This is a genomic window from Myxococcus sp. AB025B (assembly GCF_006518215.1).
In the GTDB taxonomy this organism is placed as follows: Bacteria; Myxococcota; Myxococcia; order Myxococcales; family Myxococcaceae; genus Myxococcus; species Myxococcus fulvus.
The window spans coordinates 1-18,885 of the sequence record NZ_SRLW01000082.1; the positions used below are offsets into that span (position 1 = coordinate 1).

14 protein-coding genes are annotated in these 18,885 nt (G+C 70.7%); 6 read left to right on the forward strand and 8 right to left on the reverse strand.

Annotated elements, in window-relative coordinates; genetic code table 11:
* Both FL311_RS15885 and FL311_RS15890 read left to right on the forward strand, forming a co-directional pair.
* Positions 1-683: MFS transporter (locus FL311_RS15885; protein WP_141325989.1), on the forward strand; the 683-nt coding region annotated here is incomplete at its 5' end.
* An 89-nt stretch (positions 684-772) separates the two neighbouring features.
* A complete protein-coding gene (locus FL311_RS15890) occupies positions 773-1,606 on the forward strand; it encodes a hypothetical protein (protein ID WP_228556898.1) in 834 nt (277 codons plus the stop codon).
* Here FL311_RS15890 and FL311_RS46120 read toward each other — a convergent pair.
* On the reverse strand, positions 1,554-2,918 hold the full coding sequence (locus FL311_RS46120) for a M57 family metalloprotease (RefSeq protein WP_141325990.1): 1,365 nt from the start codon (positions 2,916-2,918) through the stop codon (positions 1,554-1,556). The two genes, FL311_RS15890 and FL311_RS46120, sit on opposite strands and share 53 nt — an antisense overlap.
* Positions 2,919-3,088: 170 nt before the next feature.
* Between FL311_RS46120 and FL311_RS15900 the strand changes: the two genes are divergently transcribed.
* On the forward strand, positions 3,089-4,264 hold the full coding sequence (locus tag FL311_RS15900) for a hypothetical protein (protein ID WP_141325991.1): 1,176 nt from the start codon (positions 3,089-3,091) through the stop codon (positions 4,262-4,264).
* Positions 4,265-4,311: 47 nt separating this feature from the next.
* Here FL311_RS15900 and FL311_RS15905 read toward each other — a convergent pair whose 3' ends face one another.
* Together FL311_RS15905 and FL311_RS15910 are read right to left on the reverse strand one after the other, a co-directional pair.
* Positions 4,312-5,148 (reverse strand): alpha/beta fold hydrolase, encoded by an 837-nt coding sequence (locus tag FL311_RS15905; protein WP_141325992.1) that lies wholly within the window; start codon positions 5,146-5,148, stop codon positions 4,312-4,314.
* A gap of 35 nt (positions 5,149-5,183) precedes the next feature.
* Positions 5,184-5,936, reverse strand: a complete 753-nt coding sequence (locus tag FL311_RS15910) for a GntR family transcriptional regulator (protein ID WP_141325993.1) — start codon at positions 5,934-5,936, stop codon at positions 5,184-5,186.
* 150 nt (positions 5,937-6,086) lie between these two features.
* Between FL311_RS15910 and FL311_RS15915 the strand changes: the two genes are divergently transcribed.
* Genes FL311_RS15915 through FL311_RS15925 form a run of 3 tightly spaced genes read left to right on the forward strand, consistent with a single transcriptional unit; the run spans position 6,087 to position 8,167 of the window.
* Positions 6,087-6,944 (forward strand): fumarylacetoacetate hydrolase family protein, encoded by an 858-nt coding sequence (locus FL311_RS15915; RefSeq protein ID WP_141325994.1) that lies wholly within the window; start codon positions 6,087-6,089, stop codon positions 6,942-6,944.
* A gap of 36 nt (positions 6,945-6,980) precedes the next feature.
* Positions 6,981-7,523: a VOC family protein gene (locus FL311_RS15920; protein WP_141325995.1), complete on the forward strand. Its 543-nt coding sequence runs from the start codon at positions 6,981-6,983 to the stop codon at positions 7,521-7,523.
* The gene (locus FL311_RS15925) at positions 7,520-8,167 is read left to right on the forward strand and encodes a polysaccharide deacetylase family protein (RefSeq protein WP_141325996.1); all 648 of its coding nucleotides are present in this window, start codon (positions 7,520-7,522) and stop codon (positions 8,165-8,167) included. Before FL311_RS15920 ends, FL311_RS15925 begins: the two co-directional genes overlap by 4 nt.
* Positions 8,168-8,183: 16 nt before the next feature.
* Here the strand turns inward: FL311_RS15925 and FL311_RS15930 are convergent, their stop codons facing one another.
* The 5 genes from FL311_RS15930 to FL311_RS15950 form a co-directional block, all read right to left on the reverse strand.
* On the reverse strand, positions 8,184-9,554 hold the full coding sequence (locus FL311_RS15930; RefSeq protein WP_228556900.1) for a cell wall metabolism sensor histidine kinase WalK: 1,371 nt from the start codon (positions 9,552-9,554) through the stop codon (positions 8,184-8,186).
* 2 nt (positions 9,555-9,556) lie between these two features.
* Complete coding sequence (locus FL311_RS15935) at positions 9,557-10,243, reverse strand: response regulator transcription factor (RefSeq protein ID WP_141325998.1); 687 nt, start codon at positions 10,241-10,243, stop codon at positions 9,557-9,559.
* Between the two features lie 30 nt (positions 10,244-10,273).
* Complete coding sequence (locus FL311_RS15940) at positions 10,274-14,227, reverse strand: IPT/TIG domain-containing protein (RefSeq protein WP_141325999.1); 3,954 nt, start codon at positions 14,225-14,227, stop codon at positions 10,274-10,276.
* A gap of 235 nt (positions 14,228-14,462) precedes the next feature.
* A complete protein-coding gene (locus FL311_RS15945) occupies positions 14,463-16,901 on the reverse strand; it encodes an aminotransferase class V-fold PLP-dependent enzyme (protein WP_141326000.1) in 2,439 nt (812 codons plus the stop codon).
* A 188-nt stretch (positions 16,902-17,089) separates the two neighbouring features.
* Positions 17,090-18,787, reverse strand: coding sequence for an alpha/beta-hydrolase family protein (locus FL311_RS15950; RefSeq protein WP_141326001.1), 1,698 nt, complete (start codon positions 18,785-18,787; stop codon positions 17,090-17,092).
* Positions 18,788-18,885 lie beyond the last annotated feature (98 nt).

Below are 18,885 nucleotides of genomic sequence, written 5' to 3' on the forward strand. Positions count from 1 at the left end.
CAGCTCTGACGGCCTTGCGCTTCCTGTTGCCCGGGCCCGAGCCCGCCGAGGCCTCCGGGGCCGACGCGCACGCGGAGGGGGCTTCCGTGAAGCGGGGAGCGGGGCGACCGCGGCTCGTGCTCTCGATGGCGGCGCTGGTCTTGATTGCCAGCAGCGGGGTGCTCGTCGAGGACGCGGGGATGACGTGGGCGGCGGTCTACCTGTCGGGCACGCTGGGCGCGGGCGTCGCGGTGGCCTCGTTGGGTTACGTGGCGCTCGTGGGCGCGCAGTTCATCGGGCGGCTGTTCGGGGACCGGCTCGTCGACCGGTTCGGACAGCGGGCCGTGGCGCGGACGGGGGGCCTGCTCGCGGCGCTGGGGATGGGGGGCGCGCTGTTGTTCCCCTCGGTGCCCGCCACCGTCGTGGGCTTCGCGTTCGCGGGCTTCGGTGTGGCCACGCTGGTGCCCGCGGCGATGCACGGCGCGGACGAGCTGCCCGGGCTGCGGCCCGGCACGGGCCTGACGGTGGTGAGCTGGTTGATGCGGATGGGCTTCCTGCTGTCGCCCCCCGTGGTGGGGCTCATCGCCGACGCGGCGGGGCTGCGCCTGGGGTTGCTCGTGGTGCCGCTCGCCGGGGGGCTCGTGATGGCGCTGGCGGGTGTGCTGTCAGCCAGGCGCGTGACGGCGCCGCGGGGCGGAGGCTGAGCCACGGGCCCGCATGAGGGAGCGGCCCACTCGGTGGAACGCAAGGCAGGTCCAGGGGTGTCTGAAGGCGACGCCCCTGGAGGCCTCGTGTGCTGACCCTCGTGATGCTGACCCTGCTGGCCGCGCCTCCCGTGGAGGTCGAGGTCTTCGTCCCGCTGTGTGACAACGCGTTGATCGAGTGTGGCCGGGCTGCCGCCGGGGCTCCGCGCGCGCTGGAGACGAACCTCTACTGGGGCGCGATGTACGGCGCGGAGCGGTACCTGTCCCGGGCTCCTGGCTTCAAGGTGATGAGCCGCGAGCCGGGGCCCGAGGGGAGCGTGGTGCTGCGTGAGCTCATCCTGGAGCGGACCCCCGCGAAGGGGGAGCGACCCGTGCGGCTGAAGCTGCTGGCCTACGCAGGCGACGCCATCGACACGGCGCTGGAGGACTTCCTGCGCGCGGCGGCGGGCGGAAGTCGCGCCGACCTGCTGGTGTGGGCCGGGCATGACCGACTCATGGACCGCGAGCCTCCCCAGGTGAAGGTGCCACCGGGCGCCACGCCCCGGCCCGTGGTCGTCCTGGCCTGCATGAGCGAGCAGTACTTCGGTCCGGTGTTGAAGACGCTGGGCTCGACCCCCATCGCGCTCACGCGGACGTTGATGGCGCCCGAGGCCTATCTGCTGGAGGCGCTGGCCACCACCGTGGCGCGACATGGGCCCACGGAGCCCACCGCCCTGCGCACGGCGCTCGTGGAGGCGTATGCTCCGGCTCGCTCCTCACCGGGCGCGCTCGACTCCGGCGGGCGGGCAGAGAACTCCCAACCGGGCAGGGCCCGGAGGCGCTCATCATCGAGCCACCCCCGGACCACGGCGCATCGGGCCGCTGTGACGACTACGGACTGGTGGAGAAGCTCCCCGCCCAGGCCCCGTAGGACAACGTGGTGATGCCGTTGCGGGTGCTGGCCGTGTAGCTGCTCTGCCCGGGACGGATGGTGACCGTCATCGTGCCACCGCTGGAGGCAATCGCCCCCGCGTGCACGCCGGCCGCGCAGGCGTTCGAGTCATCCGTGTAGATGTCCGTCCCCCATACGACGCCGCTGGTGGTGGCGGGGCAGCTGCAGCGGATCTGCGTCCCGTTCTGCCCGCGGTAGGACGTGAAGTCGTAGGTGGAGCAGGCCTGCACCGGCGTCGTGTTCGTGAACGTGAAGCTCCCCGGCCAGGCGCCGTAGGAGAGCGTGGTGATGCCATTGCGGGTGCTGGCCGCGTAGCTGCCCTGGCCCGGCTGGATGACGACCGTCACCGTGCCGCCGCTGGAGGGAATCGCCCCCGCGTGCACCGCGGCCGCGCAGGCGTTCGAGTCGTCCGTGTAGATGTCCGTGCCCCACACCGTCCCGCTGCTGGTGGCGGGGCAGCTGCAGCGGATCTGCGTCCCGTTCTGCCCGCGGTAGGACGTGAAGCTGTAGGTGGAGCAGGCCGCGACGCCGCCGGTGCCGTAGAGGGCGTCCAGCGCGGTGATGTCGGAGCTGGTCCACTCGCCCGTCTCCGTCGAGCGGAAGCAGGAGTTCATGACGGAGCCGCCCACGGTGGCCGTGGTCGGCGTGCCCGGGATGTGGATGGCGCCCACGCCCGCGTCGCCCTCGTCACCGCCTGCGCCGCAGCTGATGCTGCGGTTGTAGTAGTCCGAGTGGCGCAAGCCGATGGCATGCCCCAGCTCGTGCGTGATGACGTGCTCGTTCACGTCCGCGCTGTAGGCCTGCAGGCCCGTGCCGATGTTGATGATTCCATAGGGCAGGCCTCCCGAGGGGAAGCCCGCCGAGCCGCCCGTGCCCGTCGTCGTCTGCGCGGTGATGTTCGCCGTGCAGCCGGTGCTCGGTCCCCGCGCGAAGGTCAGGCGCAGCCCCCGCTCGTTGTAGTTGGCGATGGCCAGGTCCAGGCCCTGGCTCAGCATGCTGTAGGTGTTGAAATCGGGCGTGGGGTTGACGCAGATCTTCGTCACGCCCGTGCCCACCTGGTTCGTCGTGCGGTACTGCTCCGAGCTCTCGTCCAGGGACTGGAGCATCTCCCGGGAGGCCTCCAGCGTGACGTGCGCGTCACGACCGACGTACACCTTGCCGTCGGCGATGAGGAGGTCGTCGACGCGGAAGCCGGCCTCCACCAGGTTGGAGACGATCTCCTCGTTCTCCAACTCCGGATCGACACCGCAGCCGACCCACAACGCACCACAGCTGACAGCGAGGACTGCTGCCTTCTTGAACATGGGGCCCTCTCATCTCTGAACGCGGGGAGAGCGCCGCCGGCCTGGAGTCCCACGCCACCGGGCGACGCTCCGTGAGCATCTCTCCGGTCTAGACTGTAAATAGCTGTAAATGTGGATTAAGTTGAATATTGGATTCTCGGGGAGGTGCGAGGGATTGCTAGAGTCGAGACATGCGTCCGAGCGTGCGGTGGTCCCGGGGGAGCGTGTCGCGAGTGCTGGTCTGGTTCGTCAGCCTCCTCGTCGTGCTCATCGTCGTGGCCCTGGTCGCGTTCGACCTTTTCATGCGCTCGCGATACGAGCCCACGCTGGACGCGCAGCGGCAGGACGTCGTCGCGCACCTGGACCTGTTCTGCCGGGAGCAGGAGAAGCTCGCCGCCGACCCGTGGTTCCACGAGCCACGCCCTGAAGGGGACGCGGGCCCCGTGCTCAACGCCTGGGTGCACTGGGAGAGCCCGGGCCCCGCGATGCCCGCGGACTCACCGCTCCAGCTTCCCGCGCACCTCCAGGAGAGGAAGACGCTGGAGGAGTGGTTCGCCGCGGACCCGGACCTGTCCTCGCTGCGCTTCGAGTGGATGCGCGAGCTCCAGCGCTTCGACCGGTGGGACCTCGCGCGCAACCTCCCGTTCCGGCCTGAGGAGCCGTACAACATGATGACGGCCCCGGTGCCCCACTTCATCGCGCTGCTGGAGTGGTCCAAGTTCCGGCTCCTCCACGGCGTGAAGACAGGGCAGCCCCTGGAGGCGGCCCGGGACGTGCGCCACCTGGCGTGGCTGTCGTATCGGACGGACACCCTCATCGGCGTGATGATTGGCAATGCCCTGCTGGGGCAGGAGCGCCAGGCGCATGCGCTGATGAAGCAGCCTCCCGCCGGGTGGACCCCGATGAGCCAGGCGCAGGGCGACCGCATGCGCGCCGTGTTCTGGGCGAGCACGTCGTTCTCCAGCATCGTCGCGCCCGTGGACGTGGCGCGAAAGGCGCGCAGCTGCGGCTCGGCCATCACCCGCTGCACGGGGCTGGTCGAGGCCAGCAACTCGGCGAGATACCTCCAGCCCGTCGCCGAGCCGTCGTATCGCGCGGCCTACGCGGAGCTCCAGCAGGAGCTGGCCACGCCCTGTCCCACCTCCATGCTGACGATGCTCTGGGAGCGCGGCGTCACCATCGACGACCGCCAGTCCACCGGCGGCGCCATGCCCGAGCAGCCGACGTGGATGCGCGGCCTGCCCCGGCGGCATGCCAGCAAGTACATCGCCGGAACCCTGCTGGCCATCGGCGGGCCGAACATCGACCTGCTCAAGAAGCTGCCCCAGGCGCCCGCCGCGCCGGGCTCCGCCGAGACCCAGCCCTGAGCGCGGCTCCAGGGTGGGGCGAACCGCGGGACCTGCACCGCCCTGGCTCAGCTCGACGCCTGCGCCACGAAGGACTCCAGCGCCTCCTCGAACCGGGGTGTCGCCTCCAGGAAGGGCACGTGGCCCACCCCGGACAGCCAGGTCCCTTGTTCCGAGCGGGCGCACGCCAGCACCACCTCGCGGCTCATGGCGGGGAGCACCACCTGGTCCAGCTCGCCATGAATGGTGGCGACCGGCCGACCACAGCGTCCCAGCTCCACCGAGTAGTCCTCCGCCCGGGACAGCAGCGCCCGTCGGACGTTCACCGGCACGCGCAGCATGGCTCGCACGCTCGCGTCGACCCGAGCCGCGTCGAGCTTGCCCGCCGCGCACGCCTCGACGAAGGCCCTCGCCGAGCTTTCATAGGTCGCGCCGTCCTCCGACATCAGCCCCCGCGCGTTGGCCATCATCCCCGGGCCGAACAGCGCGCGCGCCGGCTTGCCCGTCTTGAGCGACGCCGCCACGAAGAACAGACCGCCCAGCGCCTCGTCGCCGTGACGCCGCAGGTAGTCGCCGACGACGACACCGCCGTAGGACCAGGCCACAACCACGGGCCGTACCAGCCCGAGCTGCTGGATGACCGCTTCGAGATCCCCAGCGAAGTGGACCCCGTCCACATAGGGCCCATCGCCCTCGGGCTTGTCGGAGTCCCCGTGCCCTCGCAGGTCGATGGCGACCAGGCGATGCCGCTTTGCCAACCGCCCCCGCAGCACCTCGTCCCAGCTCCCACGGCCCTGGGCGAGCCCATGCACGAAGAGGATGCTCGGCGCACCCGATGCCGGGCCCGACTCATCCACCGCGAGCCGAACCCCTCCTGAACCCTCGACGAAGCGCGTGCGTACCATGTGCCTCCGGCCAGTACGCGCGGCCGCGCCTGGCGTCAATCCCTCGCGCGAGGCCGCCGGGTTTTTGTCGGCAAAGGCTTCTGGGCCGGGACGGACACCGCGCGCAGCCCGGGGTGGCTCGCGAGCACCCGCTCGGTCGTCCTGGCGATGTGCTCCGTCAAGAGCGCGCACGCCCGCTCCGCGTCCCGGTCCAGCGTGGCCTTCACCAGGGCGGCGTGCTCGTCCTCCACGTTCCGCCCCGCCTTGCCATGGGCCAGGGAGAGACGCCGGTAGCGCTCCGTCTGGTCGAACAGCATCGCGTGGAACTTCAGCAGCCAGGGCGACTGACAGGCGCTCAAGAGCGTCGCGTGGAAGCGAGCATGCTCGAGCTCCCAGGTGTCATCGAGCACGCCGCTGCCGGACGCCGGAGCGCGGCGCTGCAGCCGATGGAGCGCCGCCGTCACCTCTCCCTCCCAGGTGATGTCCCCCTGGGCGATGGCTCCCCGCAGCGCGAGCGTCTCGAGCTGCTGCCGCGTCCGCGTCAGGTCCAACAGGTCCGCCCGCGAGATGGGCGCCACCCGGAAGCCACGCTGGTCCTCGATGGTGACCAGCCCCTCGGAGGCCAGACGGCAACACGCCTCGCGCAGCGGCGTGCGCCCCACGCCATAGCGCGGCGCCAGGTGCTCCAGCCGCAGCTTCTCTCCCGGCGCGAGCCCACCTTGCAGGATGTCCGCTCGCAACCGGTCCACCACGGTCGATGCGAGCGTGGGTTCCGACACGGGAACCCGGATGCGGGACGGGGCGGCCATCGATTTCCTCACGGACAGGCGACCTATACGTCACGCCGCGGATTTGACACAAGGTGTCACTCTGGATGCAAAGCGTATTTTGTCGACAATCGGTTGAGCAAGGCGCTCCATCTGGCTAGCCTTGCGCTCGCACGAGGGAGACCGGCGACCATGCGGATTGCATCGATTCTGGTGAAGGGGGAGCCCGCGCTGGGTGTGCGTACGCCCCGGGGAATGCTCAACGCGACGGCGCTCGACGCGGGTGTCGGCACCTCGCTGCGAGGGCTGCTCGAGCGGGGGCCGGACGTGCTGGCGGACCTGGCCCGGCACGTCGCGAGAGCGCCGGCGCTCTCCGACGAGGAGTTCACCTATCGGCCGCTCGTCCCGGAGCCGAGCAAGTTCCTGTGTCTGGGGCTCAACTACGTCGCCCACGCGGCGGAGGCCACGTACGAGGCCCCGAAGCACCCGGTGGTCTTCTCCCGCGTGGCGTCGGGCCTGCTGGGCCACGGCGAGCCGATGGTGGTGCCCGCCTGTTCAAGTCAGCTCGACTACGAGGCGGAGCTGGCGGTGGTGGTGGGGCGCCCGGGCCGGCACATCCCCAAGGAGCGCGCGCTGGAGTGGGTCGCGGGCTACACGCTCTTCAACGACGGCTCGATTCGCGACTACCAGAAGCGCACCCACCAGTGGACGGTGGGCAAGAACTTCGACGCCACCGGCCCCCTGGGGCCCGAGCTCGTCACCCCCGACGAGCTGCCCGCGGGCGCGCGGGGCCTGCGCATCCAGATGCGCGTCAACGGCGAGGTCCTCCAGGACGCGAGCACGTCGGACATGATCTTCGACGTCGCCACCGTCCTCGCGGACCTCTCCGTGGCGATGACGCTCCAGCCCGGCGACGTCATCGCCATGGGCACGCCGAGCGGGGTGGGCGCCGCGCGCAACCCTCCTCGCTTCCTGCGCGAGGGTGACGTGTGTGAGGTCATCGTCGAAGGCGTGGGCGTGCTCAAGAACCCCGTCGTCCGCGCGCCGTGAGCTCGAGTCGTTGAGGACCAACCCCTGGGAGGACCCATGTCCACGCAAGCGAAGCTGCCGAGCCGTCTTCACCACACGGCCTATGTGACCAAGGACCTGGAGGCGACGCGGAGATTCTACGAGGACCTGATTGGACTTCCGCTGGTGGCGACCTGGTGTGAATCGGACGAGCTGTTCGGCGCCATGCGCACCTACTGTCACACCTTCTTCGAGCTCGCGGACGGCAGCGCGCTCGCGTTCTTCCAGTTCGAGAAGCCCGAGGACCAGCAGCTCTTCGGACCGGAGATTCCGTCCTCGCCGTTCCACCACATCGCGCTGAACGTCGACGTGGAGACGCAGCAGGGCATCGAGCAGCGCCTGCGCGCCGCGGGCTACAAGGAGCCGGACACGTATGTGCTCGAGCACGGCTACTGCCGCTCGCTGTACGTGAAGGACCCGAACGGGATGATCGTCGAGTTCACCCACGACAGCCCCCAGGCCATCACCCAGGAGCTGCTCCAGGCGCGCCGCGCGAAGGCCCACCAGGAGTTGAAGCGCTGGCTGTCCGGGGACCGCACGTCCAACAACGTGTTCCGGTGAGCCTGCTCACGCTGTCGTTCGACAACGGACCCGACCCCGTGGTGACGCCACGGGTGCTCGACCTGCTGGCGTCGCACGCCATCCCCGCGTGGTTCTTCGTGCTGGGCAAGCACCTGGGGACGGACGAGGGACGCCGGCTGGTGGTCCGCGCGCGGGACGAGGGCCACCGGGTGGGCAACCACTCCTTCTCGCACGCCACGCCGCTCGGCGAGGACACCCGTCCCGACGCGGTGGAGGCGGAGATCGCCGCCACGGACGCGCTGCTCGCGCCCCTGGTCCCCACGGCGAAGTGGTTCCGGCCCTTCGGCGGTGGCGGCAAGCTGGGGCCGCACCTGCTGAGCCCTCGCGCCGTCGAGCACCTGGTCCGTCACCAGTACACGTGCGCGCTCTGGAACAGCGTGCCCGGGGACTGGCTGGATGTGAAGGGCTGGCCCGAGAAGGCGCTCGAGGACTGCGCCGCGAGGCCTCACACGCTGATGGTGTTGCACGACATCCCGGAGGCCTGTCTGGACGGGCTCGACGGGTTCCTCCACCGGGCCCGGGAGCGGGGCGTGCGGTTCACCCAGGAGTGTCCCCCGGAGTGCCTGCCCATCGTCGACGGACGCATCGTGCGGGACCTCACGGGGCTCGTCGCGGGGGCCTGAGCCGTCGCGTGTGGCGTCACGAAGACGCCGGAACGCGGGCGCCTTCGAGCACGACCTTCAGTCCACACGGCTCGTTCCGGCTGAAGTCCAGCGTGAGGTGGGCGCGCTGACACAGCTCGCGGGCGATGGCGACCCCCAGCCCGCTGCCGCGGGGGTCCCGCTCCCGGGCGCCGCTCGCCCGGAACAACCGCTCACCCAGGCGCCCCAGGTCCTCGGGGGGCACGCCCGGTCCGTCATCCAACACGGTGAGGCGGAAGCGCTCCGGAGCCGGCTCCTCGAGCACGGCCACCACGTGGCCGCCCGGCGTGCCATGGGCGATGGCGTTGTGGACCAGGTTGCTGACCGCCTGCTCCAGCATCGTCGGATGGCAGCGCGCCCACAGCTCGTGGTCCGGGCGGGCGACCTCCAGCGTGAGCTGCTTGCGGCGGGCCAGCAGCGACAGTCGGCGCGCCACACGCTCCACCAGCATCCCCAGCGCCGCGCGAGGCTCGCCGTCCAGCGGATCCACGCCCTCGCCCAGCTGACAGGCCAGCCGCAGGTTGTCCACCAGGGCGGTGAGGTAGACGGTGTCCTCGAGGCCGCGCACCAGCAGCTCGGGCAGCTCCTCCGCGGGCGCGCTCGACGCCAGCTCCAGGGCGAGCTGCAGCGACGCGATGGGCGTCTTCAGGTCATGCGCCACGTTCGACAGGAAGCGCTCCAGTGCCTGCTGCTGTCCCAGGATGCGCGCCGCGTCCGATTGGACCCGCGCCTGCGCCACGTCCAGGACGCGTGACAAATCCCCCAGCTCGTCGCGCGCGGCGTCGTTCGTGGAGGCATAGGCCTTTCCGCCCAGGCCGCTGGCCGCCGCGTGGAGCCGCCGGACGCGCTTGAGCAGCGGGGAGATGACGGCGAACGTGGAGGCCGCGGCCAGCAGCGCGGTGAAGGTGATGGCGGCGAGCATGAACCAGAGCGCGCCGCTCATCCGACTGGCCACCACGGGCCACCGGTACTCCAGCACGCTGCAGGGCCCCGACGCCGCGGCCCGAATCAGGATGCTCCCGGCCCACACGCCTCCCTCCAGGCGCGGGTAGTGGAGCGACATCGGTTGGGGCTCGCCCGTGGCCAGCCGCTCCACGAGCGCCGGGTCCGGTCCGCCACGCTCGAGGAGCCTGTCCACGTCGAACGCCCGCACCTGGAGCCCCTGGGGAAAGGTGTGGCTCCATCCCTGGGGCGCGGCGCGACAGGCCTCCCCATGGGCCTGCATCATGGCCTCGGAGAAGAGGCGCGCGCTGCCCTGGGCCGCCAGCTCCGCCGTCTTGTTGAACGTGACGTAGGCCGCCGACAGCGTGGCGAGCAGGCCCAACAGCAGCGACGCGATGGCGGTCCTCCAGGCCAGCCCCTGCCACATCTTCAAGGCGCGTCCTCCAGGTCGAAGCGGTAGCCGATGCCCCAGGCGGTGCGCAGCCGCGCGCCGGCGGGGCCCAGCTTCTTGCGGATGCGCGCCACGTGGGAGTCCACCGTCCGCGCGTCCCGCTCCTCGTTGAGGGGCAGGGCCTGGTCGGCGATCTGCTCACGGGTGAGCGCGCGGCCGGGGCGCTCGACCAGGTACAAGAGCACGTCCAGCTCGTGGCGCGTCAACGGCACCAGCCCCTGGTCCTCCCGACTGACGGAGCGCGCATCCAGGTCGACGCGCACGTCCGCCCACGCCAGCACCCGGCGCGCGTTCGTGTCCGGCAGTCGCAGCCGGGCGCGGATGCGCGCGAGCAGCTCCTCCATCCAGAAGGGCTTGGCCAGGTAGTCCGCGGCGCCCAGTCCGAACGAGCGCAGCCGCGCCTCCAGCTCCTGCCTCGCGGACAGGACGATGATGGGGACATGGAGCCGGTGGTGCCAGGCCTCGAGCAGCGCGAAGCCGTCGGGGCCCGGCAGGTTCAGGTCCACCACCACCAGCGCGGGAGGCTCCTTCAGCGCGGCCTCCAGCGCCAGGTGGCCGTCGGTGGCGAGCGTCACCCGGAAGCCCGCGAGCTTGAGCCCGCGGACGATGCCCGCGGCGATGGGAGGGTCGTCCTCCACGACCAGGATGGGGCCTTGTGAATCCATGGGGACGACCTCCGTGCCCGAAGCGCGAGCCTAGCCGGCCAGGGCCTTGGGCATGGAGCCCTCCGCCTTCGTCACCTGGAAGGTGACGCTGCCCTGGGACGCGCCCCGGCTGTTCTCCACGACGATGGCCCCCGACGTGCCTGCGGAGGGCACCAGGAAGGTGAGCTGGGTGTCGCTCACCACCTGGTAGCGCTCGACGGACGCGCCGTCCAGCCGCACCCCCGTCGTCCCGGTGAAGTGGACGCCCTCCACCGTCACCTGCGTGCCCATGGGGCCGGAGTCCGGCGTCGCGCGGGTGAGGGTGGCGACCGCGGAGGCGTCCACCTGGAAGCTCTGCGCCGAGTGCGCCGCGCCCCGCGAGGTGACGACCTGGATGGGGCCCTGCACCGCGCCGGAGGGCACCGTGGCCGTCAGCACGGTGTCACCCTGCACGGTGAAGGACGCCGGCATGGCCGAGTCCCCGAAGCTGACCCGCTGCGCGTCCGTGAAGCCGCCCCCCTGGATGCGCACCTGCGCGCCGACCTCGCCATTCGGCGGCGTGAAGCCGTCCACCCACACGACCTTGGGGACGGTGAAGGACTGGGTGGACTTCCCCGTGCCCGCGGCGTTGGTGACGCAGACGGGCCCCGTCGTCGTGTCCGCGTCGATGACGGCCACCAGCTCCGTGTCGCTGTTCACCTCGAAGGTGCGCGCCGGGGTGTCGCCGATGCTGACGCCGCTCGTCGCCGTGAAGCCCTTGCCGGTGACGGTCACCTTCGTCCCTGGGCCGCCCGTGTCCGGCGTGAAGCCGGTGACGACGGGCTTCACACTCGTGCTCACGCTGAACGTGCTCTTCGTGGCCGCCTTGCCGCCGGGCGTCGTCACGAACACGTCGCCGGTGAGCGCGCCGGGCGGCACGGTGGCGGTGAGCTTCGTGTTGCCCTGCACCGTGAAGGCCGCCTGCGCGGTGGAGGCGCTGCCGAAGCGCACCTCGGTGGCGCTCCCCAGGTTCGTCCCCGTGAGGACCACCTGCGTGCCCACCGGACCCGAGGGCGGGGCCAATGGGCCGAGGGTGGGCGGGGCCACGAAGGTGAAGGCCACCGGCGAGTACCCGTCCGCCTTCGTGTTGGTGACGTGCAGGGGGCCGCTCACCGCCTTGTTGGGCACGTACGCGGTGAGCTCGGTGTCGCTCAGCACCTCGAAGAGGGCGGCGGCGACGCCTCCGAAGGCCACGCCCGTGGTGCCGGTGAAGCCGGAGCCGGTGAGCGTGACGGCCGTGCCCCGGCCTCCCGTGAGCGGAGAGAACGCGGTGATGACGGGGGGCGCGATGCTGAGCACCAGGAAGTCGTCCTTCGAGGCGCCGATGCCCGCTGGCGTCTCCACGGACACGGGGCCGCTGCCCGTCCCGGAGGGCGAGGTGACGGTGATGCTCGTGTCGCCGAGCGAGACGATGGGCACCTGCACCCCCGGCGTGCCGATGTGCACCGCCGTGGCCCCCGCGAAGCCGGAGCCGTGCAGGGTGACGGTGGTGCCGGGCGCGCCCTTGGGTGGCGAGAAGCTGTCGACGCTCGGCGCGGACAGGACGTTGAACGCGCTGGAGGAGACCCCCGTGCCCCGGCTGTTGGTGACGCGCAAGGGGCCGGAGGTGGTCCGGCTCCCCAGGACCGCGACGAGGTGGTGGTCATCCAGGACGGTGAAGGACGCGGCGGGTGCGCCGTTGAACGTCACGTCCGTGGTGCCGGTGAAGCCCGCGCCCGTCACGGTGACCTCGGTGCCCGGGGTGCCGGCGGTGGGCGTGAAGGCGGTGAGGGCGGGCACCTGGCTCCCCTTGACGACGAAGCCATCCTGCGTCGCCGTGCCGCCAAGCGTCGACACGGTGATGGGGCCGCTGACGGCGCCCGGGGGCACGGTGATGATGAGCTGGTCATCCGACACGAGGGTGAAGGACGCGAGGATGTCCTTGTGGAAGTACACGCTCTTCGTGGACAGCAGGCCCGTGCCGTAGAGCTTCACGGCGTCGCCCATCTGCCCGCTCGGCGGGCCCACGGAGCTGAGCGTCGGAGGCGCGGCCACCGTGAAGGGCGCGGCACTCAGGGCGGTGCCCTGGGCCGTCCTGAGCTGGATGGGGCCCGTGGTGGTTCCGTCGGCGACGCGGGCCACCACCTGTCGGTCGCTCCAGCAGCGGAAGTAATCCGCGGGCGTCCCGTTGAAGCTCACCTCGAGCGTGTTGGAGAGCCCCGTGCCGGTGAGCGTCACCTGGGTGCCCGAGGCGCCCTCGTCGGGGCTGAACCCGGTGAGCACGGGGGCGGACGCGGCCTTCGGCGTGGCGCCGCGCGAGGCGCCCTGGGTCGCGGGCGTGAGCTGTCCATAGAGATACACGCCGTTGTCGAACGCGACCCGCTGGAGTGACAGCGATTGCCCCTTCGAGCCCGTGTCGACGAAGCCATCCGCGTCGTCGAGCGCGTCCTGGAGCTTGGACATCACATACATGACGATGCCCATGTACACGGCGACGATGAGGGCCGCGACGACGCCGACGAGCGGCAGGGCCAGGAGCATCTCGAACTTCTGGACCGTGGGGTCGCTCGAGTCCGGGGCGTAGCTCACCTCGGGGTCCAGGATGTCGTAGTAGAGCTTCCCCACGCCATCCTTCTGCCTCACCGTCAGGGTGACGGTGCCCGTGAGCTGGATGGCCATGTGGAAGGCGGTGGCCTTCATCACCAGGGCCAGGCCCTTGTCCGTGAAGCCGAGGGTGAAGGCCTTCACGTGGATGCTCTGCCCCTTCGCGTGGAGGGTGACGGGCTGGGTGAGCGAGAGCACCGGAGGGCTCCCCTTCACCTGGAAGTCCGACTCCGGCACCTTCATGGCCTTCGCCAGCGCGGGAATCATCTCCTGCAGCAGGAACGTGTCATCGACCAGGATGGCGAGATTCTGGGTCGGGGACGTGGTGAAGGTGGGCGTGGAGGGGAAGGGCGTCGGCGCGGGCCAGCCCGGCGGGAGCGCGTGGTCGCTCATCATCAGGGCGATGAGGTCCGGAGCTTCGCCCGCCGTCAGGGAGAAGGTCATCGTCGTGGGCGCGCGCGGCGGCGGCTTCACCGCGCCGGTCGCCTTGCCCTGGGTGATGGCCGCCTGGAGCTGACCGAGCACCGCCGTCTCGATGAGGGCGGAGACGCCGGACGTCGGGCTCATGGTGACGGTGAAGGTGTGCTCCGGGTCGAGGAACCAGAGGGTGTTCCAGGCCTGGTCGTCGTCCTCGTCCTCCGAGTCCGCCGTCGTCACGCACGTGGCGCCGCCCTGCAGGGTGGCCACGCCGTGGTCGACCTGGTTGACGGCCTGGCCGTCGTCGAACGTCCACACGCCCACGAGGCCGGACTGGGGAAGGGGGAGGGTGGCGTTCATCGCCTGCTGGAGCTGCGCGGCGGTGCGCGCGAGCGTCCAGAGCCGCACGGAGGACACCTCACCGTCCAGGCCCTGGCCGATGCACAGGCTCTGCCCGTTCGTGCGCGGCTGCGAGGACAGCGTCGCGGTGCCCTTGGACTGTCCATCCACGTAGAAGGTGATGACCTGGGCGGCGAGGGACACGGCCACGAAGTGCCAGTGGCCATCCTCCAGCGTCGCGGCGGGGCCGGGGGCGACGCAGCGCTGGCCTCCCCAGGTCACCACGGGCCTGCCGCCCTCGATGCCCACCGAGAGGCCCGCGTCGGGCACGGACACCAGCGTCTGCGCCTGCGTGGCCTGGGTTCGCACCCACACCTCCACGGTGAGCGCGTTGCTGTCGAGCGTCCAGGGGGCCTTGGCCCTGGCGTCGCAGCCCGCCAGGCCATTCGTGGCGAGGTAGGACGTCGGATAGACGCACCCCATGGCGAGGCTCGCCAGCTTGACGCCGACGCTCAGCGTCCCGTCGACGGCCTGCCGGGCCACGGTGCCCGTGCAGGGGACGCTGAAGACGACCGAGTCCGTCTGCCCATCGAGCGCGACGGACAGCTGCTGGAGCCCCACCGTCACCGAGCCCTGCTACAGGGTGACCGTCGGGTCCTGCGCGCCCGCGGCGAAATGGGCCGCCATCGTCGTCAGCAGCGAGGCATCGACGTTGACCGCGGTGTTCCACCCCTGATTGACATCCTTCATGACCATCTCCCCCTGCATGGCGCCCCAAGCGCCAATCCGAGTGGGGGGGAGGATGCCGGGAGGATGTGGAGGAAGTGTGGAGCGGCCCCGGGCGCGCGAGCGGGCCCGGGCTTCAGTTCACCGGGGCGTCGGCCAGGGTGTCCGCCAGTCGCGCGCCCTCGGTGTTCAGCAGGCACTTCGCGAACAAGTAGAAGCGGTAGGCGTCCCGGAAGTTCGAGCCGAGGCCGAACGAGACGCGGACGGCGCCGCAGTTGCCCTTGTTGAGGATCTTGTCATCGAAGGTCTTGCAGTCGAGGATCTTCTCCGTCTTGTCGAGCTCGCAGTGCTCCGCGCCGGCGGTGGTGTACGTGGCCTGCTGCACCGCGCCCAGGTTGCAGAAGCACCCGTTGCGCACCGTGATGCCGAAGGACTCGGCGGCCCGCTTGACCAGGGCGTGCGGGAAGACGGCGTTGTAGCAGTCGAAGAAGTTGAGCATGACCGTCGCCCCCTTGTGCTCGGGCGGCGGGCCGTAGATGCGGCAGAGCGGGGTCTGGGCCTTGATGTCGTGCCGTAGCTCCAACAGCCGCGTCTCCAGCCACCTGGCCAGCGCCGTCGAGCGCGCGCGGAGCTCATCCAGCCCGAGCCGGGAGAGGAACTCGAACCCCTGGGCGATGGCGTGGAAGGACGCGTAGTTGGGCGTGCCGACCTCGAACCGCTTCCCGTCGTCACGGTGCAGCAGCCGGTCCGTGGGAGACCACGGGCCCGAGTAGTAGCACACCGCGCCGCCCGCGAAGGACGGCGGGGTCAGCTTGCGAAGCGAGGAGCGCCTGGCGATGAGGCACCCGGCCCCCGTCGGATGGCCGAACATCTTGTAGAACGAGACCGCGACGAAGTCGGGGTGATGCACCGAGCAGTCCAGCCGGGACTGCGGGACGAGCGCCGCCGCGTCACACAGCACCATCGCGCCTCTCTCCTGCGCGAGCGGAATCCACTTCAAGTCATGCCTGGCGCCCGTGGCGTTGGACTGCGCCGGGTACGCGAGCAGATGCGGGTGCCCCGGGGGGAGCTTCTCGAGCGAGCGCCGCATCGAGCTGTCGAGAATCAGGAGGTCCTTGTCCAGCGGGATGTACTTCACCGAGGCCCCCTTGGACTTCGCGTACTCGCGCAGGCCGTGGACCGAGGTGTGGTTGTCCTTGGTGAGCAGGACCTCCGAGCCGCTCTCGAAGGGGAACGACTCCGCCACCAGCCGGATGGCGCCGCTGGCGTTGGGGGTGAAGATGATTTCGTACTCCTCCGGCGCACAGCGGAAGAACCGATAGATTTCCGCGCGGGCCTTCTCGAAGGCCGCATCGGAGGACTTCGAGCCGGTGTGCGGGTTGCCGAGGATGGTGCTCTTGAGCACCTCATAGTCCTGCGCCAGGAGGCTCTCCGGGGCGAGCGTGCCGCCCACGTGGTCCAGGTACGCCTCCTGGAGGGCATCCAGGCGCGAGAACTCGGTGTCGCGCAGCGCCTCCACCTCGGCGTCGGGGTAGGTCGGGTGCTCGGCCAGGAAGGCGGCCTTCATCGCGTGATAGGGCCGCAGCAGCTGGGCCTCCGCGAGCGGGAGCGGCCGGTCCGCGGCGTTCTCGACGAGCGAGGGCGCCAGCTGGCGGAACGCGCTCAAGGCCGAGAAGTCGGGCCGGGGACTGGGGGCCACGGACTCCTTGCAGGCCTGGTCCACCAGGCCGCGCAGGAGCCAGGCCTTGACCTGATAGTTCCGGGTGGGGACCTGCTCGTGGAACTCCCGGAGCATCGTGTCCAGGTATCCCTCCCGGGTGAGGGTGTCGCACTGGTTGAACTCCTCCAGGAGGATGCAGGCATTGAAGAGGAACTCGCGGGTGTCCGGGTCGTCCAGGTGGAAGGAGAGGGGACAGGAGGTCGCGACCTCGCTGACGCCCCGACAGAGCCCCTCGAGGGAGAACGCGCGGGTGATGGCGGACGGGTCGGTCAGGCTGAGGGCCGCGTCCATGATGGCGGAGGGCGTCCCGAAGTGCTTCTGGGATTGCCGGCGGGCCAGGTCGAACAGCTCGTTGTAGTGGAAGACGGTGCCGTAGAGCTTCCCACCCGGACGCAGCACCCGCTTGAACTCCCGGGCGACGCGGGCCTTGTCCGGCGGGAACATCAGCCCGAAGCCGCAGACGATGATGTCGAAGCTGTTGTCCGCGAAGGGCATGTCCGCCATGTCCACGTCGGAGTGGAAGACGACGTCCCGTCGGAGCTCCTCGCTGACCACCTTCTTCGCCATGTCGATGGCGATCTTCGACAGGTCCGTGGCGACCAGCCGCAAGCCCAGCGGCCGGGCCAGGTCCTCGTAGAGGTGGGTGGTGATGCGGCCCGTCCCGCACGCGACCTCGAGGACGCTCGTCGGGGGAGCGTCCGGATGGATGTCCTTGCGAATCTCCCGGACGAGCAGCTCTCCATAGGGTTTGAAGAGCCGGGGGCCCAGGACACGCTCATAGAACTCCATGAGCGTGCTCAGGGACCACTTCTGCTCCGACACGGTCTTGCAATGGTGCGGCGCGGTGTTGTGCATTGCGGGCTCCCAATGGCAGCCGGGGCGCGTGGCCGCCTTGTTGTGTTTGTATCTCATTGGGGTCCGGAAGGGTCAACGTCTGGCGGCAATGGCGGTGCGGTGCCTCAGGGGATGGGTGGTGTTCCTGGGGTGGATGCCTTTGAAGTGGCCCGCATGGATGTCATTGTGCGGGCCAGGAGCCCGCAAGGTCAGGGCGTCGGCCGCAGTCTCGCCCGCAGTCTCGCGGTCTTCTGCCCGGTCCATCCCTCGGGGCGCAGCAACGCCAGCCATCCGTCGACGTGCTCGCCCGTGTAGACGTGTCCGTAACCAGGAGGGACGGCCATCCCGAGCGGCAGGTCGGCCGTCACCTGCCAGAACGTGACGAAGGGCAGCCACACCATCGCGCCCACGACGTCGTCACCGCGGGGCTCGCGCAGCCAGTCCGGCCGTCGCAGGAGCAATCGAGGGCTCCACCAGGTGATGGGGTCCGAGGGGTGCAGCAGGTAGAGCACCCGGGAGTCCCCCCAGGGTGCGAAGGCGGGTGGAATCTCCTCTCCAGGGCGCCGGCTGAAGCGGACGATGCGGCCCTCGCGGTAGATGGGCTCCACCTCGGGGCTGCCGGCGTCGCGCTGGTCGGTGAACTCGCGGTACAGCGTGTTGAACTGGGGTGGGCCGACGAAGAGCGCGCCGTGGGTGCGATTGGCCAGGTCCCGCTCGCCGCTGAAGGCTGTCTCCCCGCCGTACGAGCCCAGGCTCTCCCCGAACACGAACAGCTTGGGGCGCCGGTCCTCGGGGAGCCGGGACCAGCGCTCGTAGATGGCGTCGAAGAGGGCCCGTCCCGCCTCGCGCGCCCGCTCCTGGTCCACCAGGACGGAGAGCCATGACCACAGATGCGAGTACTGCATGGAGACGATGGCCGAGTCGCCACCCGTCAGGAACTCGAAGGCCTCGACGGACTCGGGCACCACCCAGCCGCTGCCCGTCGTCGTCACGACCAGCAGGAAGTCGCGCTCGAAGCCACCCGCGCGCTCCAGGTCGCGGACGGCGAGCTCGGCGCGGTGCTCCGCATCCGGAGCGGACGCGTAACCGGCATACACCCGGATGGGTTGCTTCGCGGGGGCGCCATGGAACGCGGACAGCTCCTCCACCGAGGGGCCTTGGGCCACGAAGCTGCGGCCCTGGCGGCCCAGCGTCTCCCAGGGCACGAGGGAGTCGGGGCTCCCGGAGCGCAGCGGGCTTCGTGGAGCCGACACACCCTCGGCGGTCGTCGTGTCCTGGAGGGCCAGGGCGCGGTCCGCCAGGGAGATGAGCCCGTCCCACAGCACGCCGCTGAGGACCAGGAAGGTGAGCGTCGCCACCGCGAGCCCGCTCGTCGCCCGGGCCGCGCGAGGGCCGATGTGACGCGACAGACGCATGTTCAGTCGATGGGAGAGCGCGCGCAGCCCTCGGCCCGTGGCGAGGAACAGGAAGAAGAGGAGCGCGGCGATGAAGGGAGCGAACAGGTAGCCCGCACGGCCCGGGGGCGGCATTCCCATCCGCTCCCGGATGCTCGCCTGCCAATGCCAGCCCAGCAGCAGGGAGGCGGCCAGGGCCACGGCCGCCACCCCGAAGAAGCCTCGCCAGGCCCGGGCGCTGGGAGTGCGCGGAGGTCGGTTGGCGAACTCGCGCCAGAGCCAGGCTCCCGCCACCCCGAGCCCGTAGCCGATGACCGCGCTGATGCCAGTGACCAGCCCCTGGAAGGGGCCGCCGCGGGGCAGGAGCGAGGGGGTGAAGGACAGACACGCGAACACCAGCGCGACCCACGTGCCAGGCAGCGTGAAGTGGCGCCACCAGGCCGTGGCCCGACTCCGGTGCCACCCCTCGCGCGCGGGTGCTGGTCGCGCGGGGCTTCCGATGAGGCGCTCCATGGGACCCCCGAGCGACAGACTCGCGCTGCTCGTTCCAGGGGAAGGGTAGGGTCGGAGGGCGCGTCCCACAGCGTGCGCTCGCCGCTCCTGCCCGGCGC

Bases quoted from the DNA above. Each gene is read 5' to 3' on its own strand.
- FL311_RS46120 (WP_141325990.1), bottom strand. From the start codon at position 2,918: ATGTTCAAGAAGGCAGCAGTCCTCGCTGTCAGCTGTGGTGCGTTGTGG.
- FL311_RS15900 (WP_141325991.1), top strand. From the start codon at position 3,089: ATGCGTCCGAGCGTGCGGTGGTCCCGGGGGAGCGTGTCGCGAGTGCTG.
- FL311_RS15905 (WP_141325992.1), bottom strand. From the start codon at position 5,148: ATGGTACGCACGCGCTTCGTCGAGGGTTCAGGAGGGGTTCGGCTCGCG.
- FL311_RS15910 (WP_141325993.1), bottom strand. From the start codon at position 5,936: ATGGCCGCCCCGTCCCGCATCCGGGTTCCCGTGTCGGAACCCACGCTC.
- FL311_RS15915 (WP_141325994.1), top strand. From the start codon at position 6,087: ATGCGGATTGCATCGATTCTGGTGAAGGGGGAGCCCGCGCTGGGTGTG.
- FL311_RS15920 (WP_141325995.1), top strand. From the start codon at position 6,981: ATGTCCACGCAAGCGAAGCTGCCGAGCCGTCTTCACCACACGGCCTAT.
- FL311_RS15930 (WP_228556900.1), bottom strand. From the start codon at position 9,554: ATGTGGCAGGGGCTGGCCTGGAGGACCGCCATCGCGTCGCTGCTGTTG.
- FL311_RS15935 (WP_141325998.1), bottom strand. From the start codon at position 10,243: ATGGATTCACAAGGCCCCATCCTGGTCGTGGAGGACGACCCTCCCATC.
- FL311_RS15945 (WP_141326000.1), bottom strand. From the start codon at position 16,901: ATGCACAACACCGCGCCGCACCATTGCAAGACCGTGTCGGAGCAGAAG.
- FL311_RS15950 (WP_141326001.1), bottom strand. From the start codon at position 18,787: ATGGAGCGCCTCATCGGAAGCCCCGCGCGACCAGCACCCGCGCGCGAG.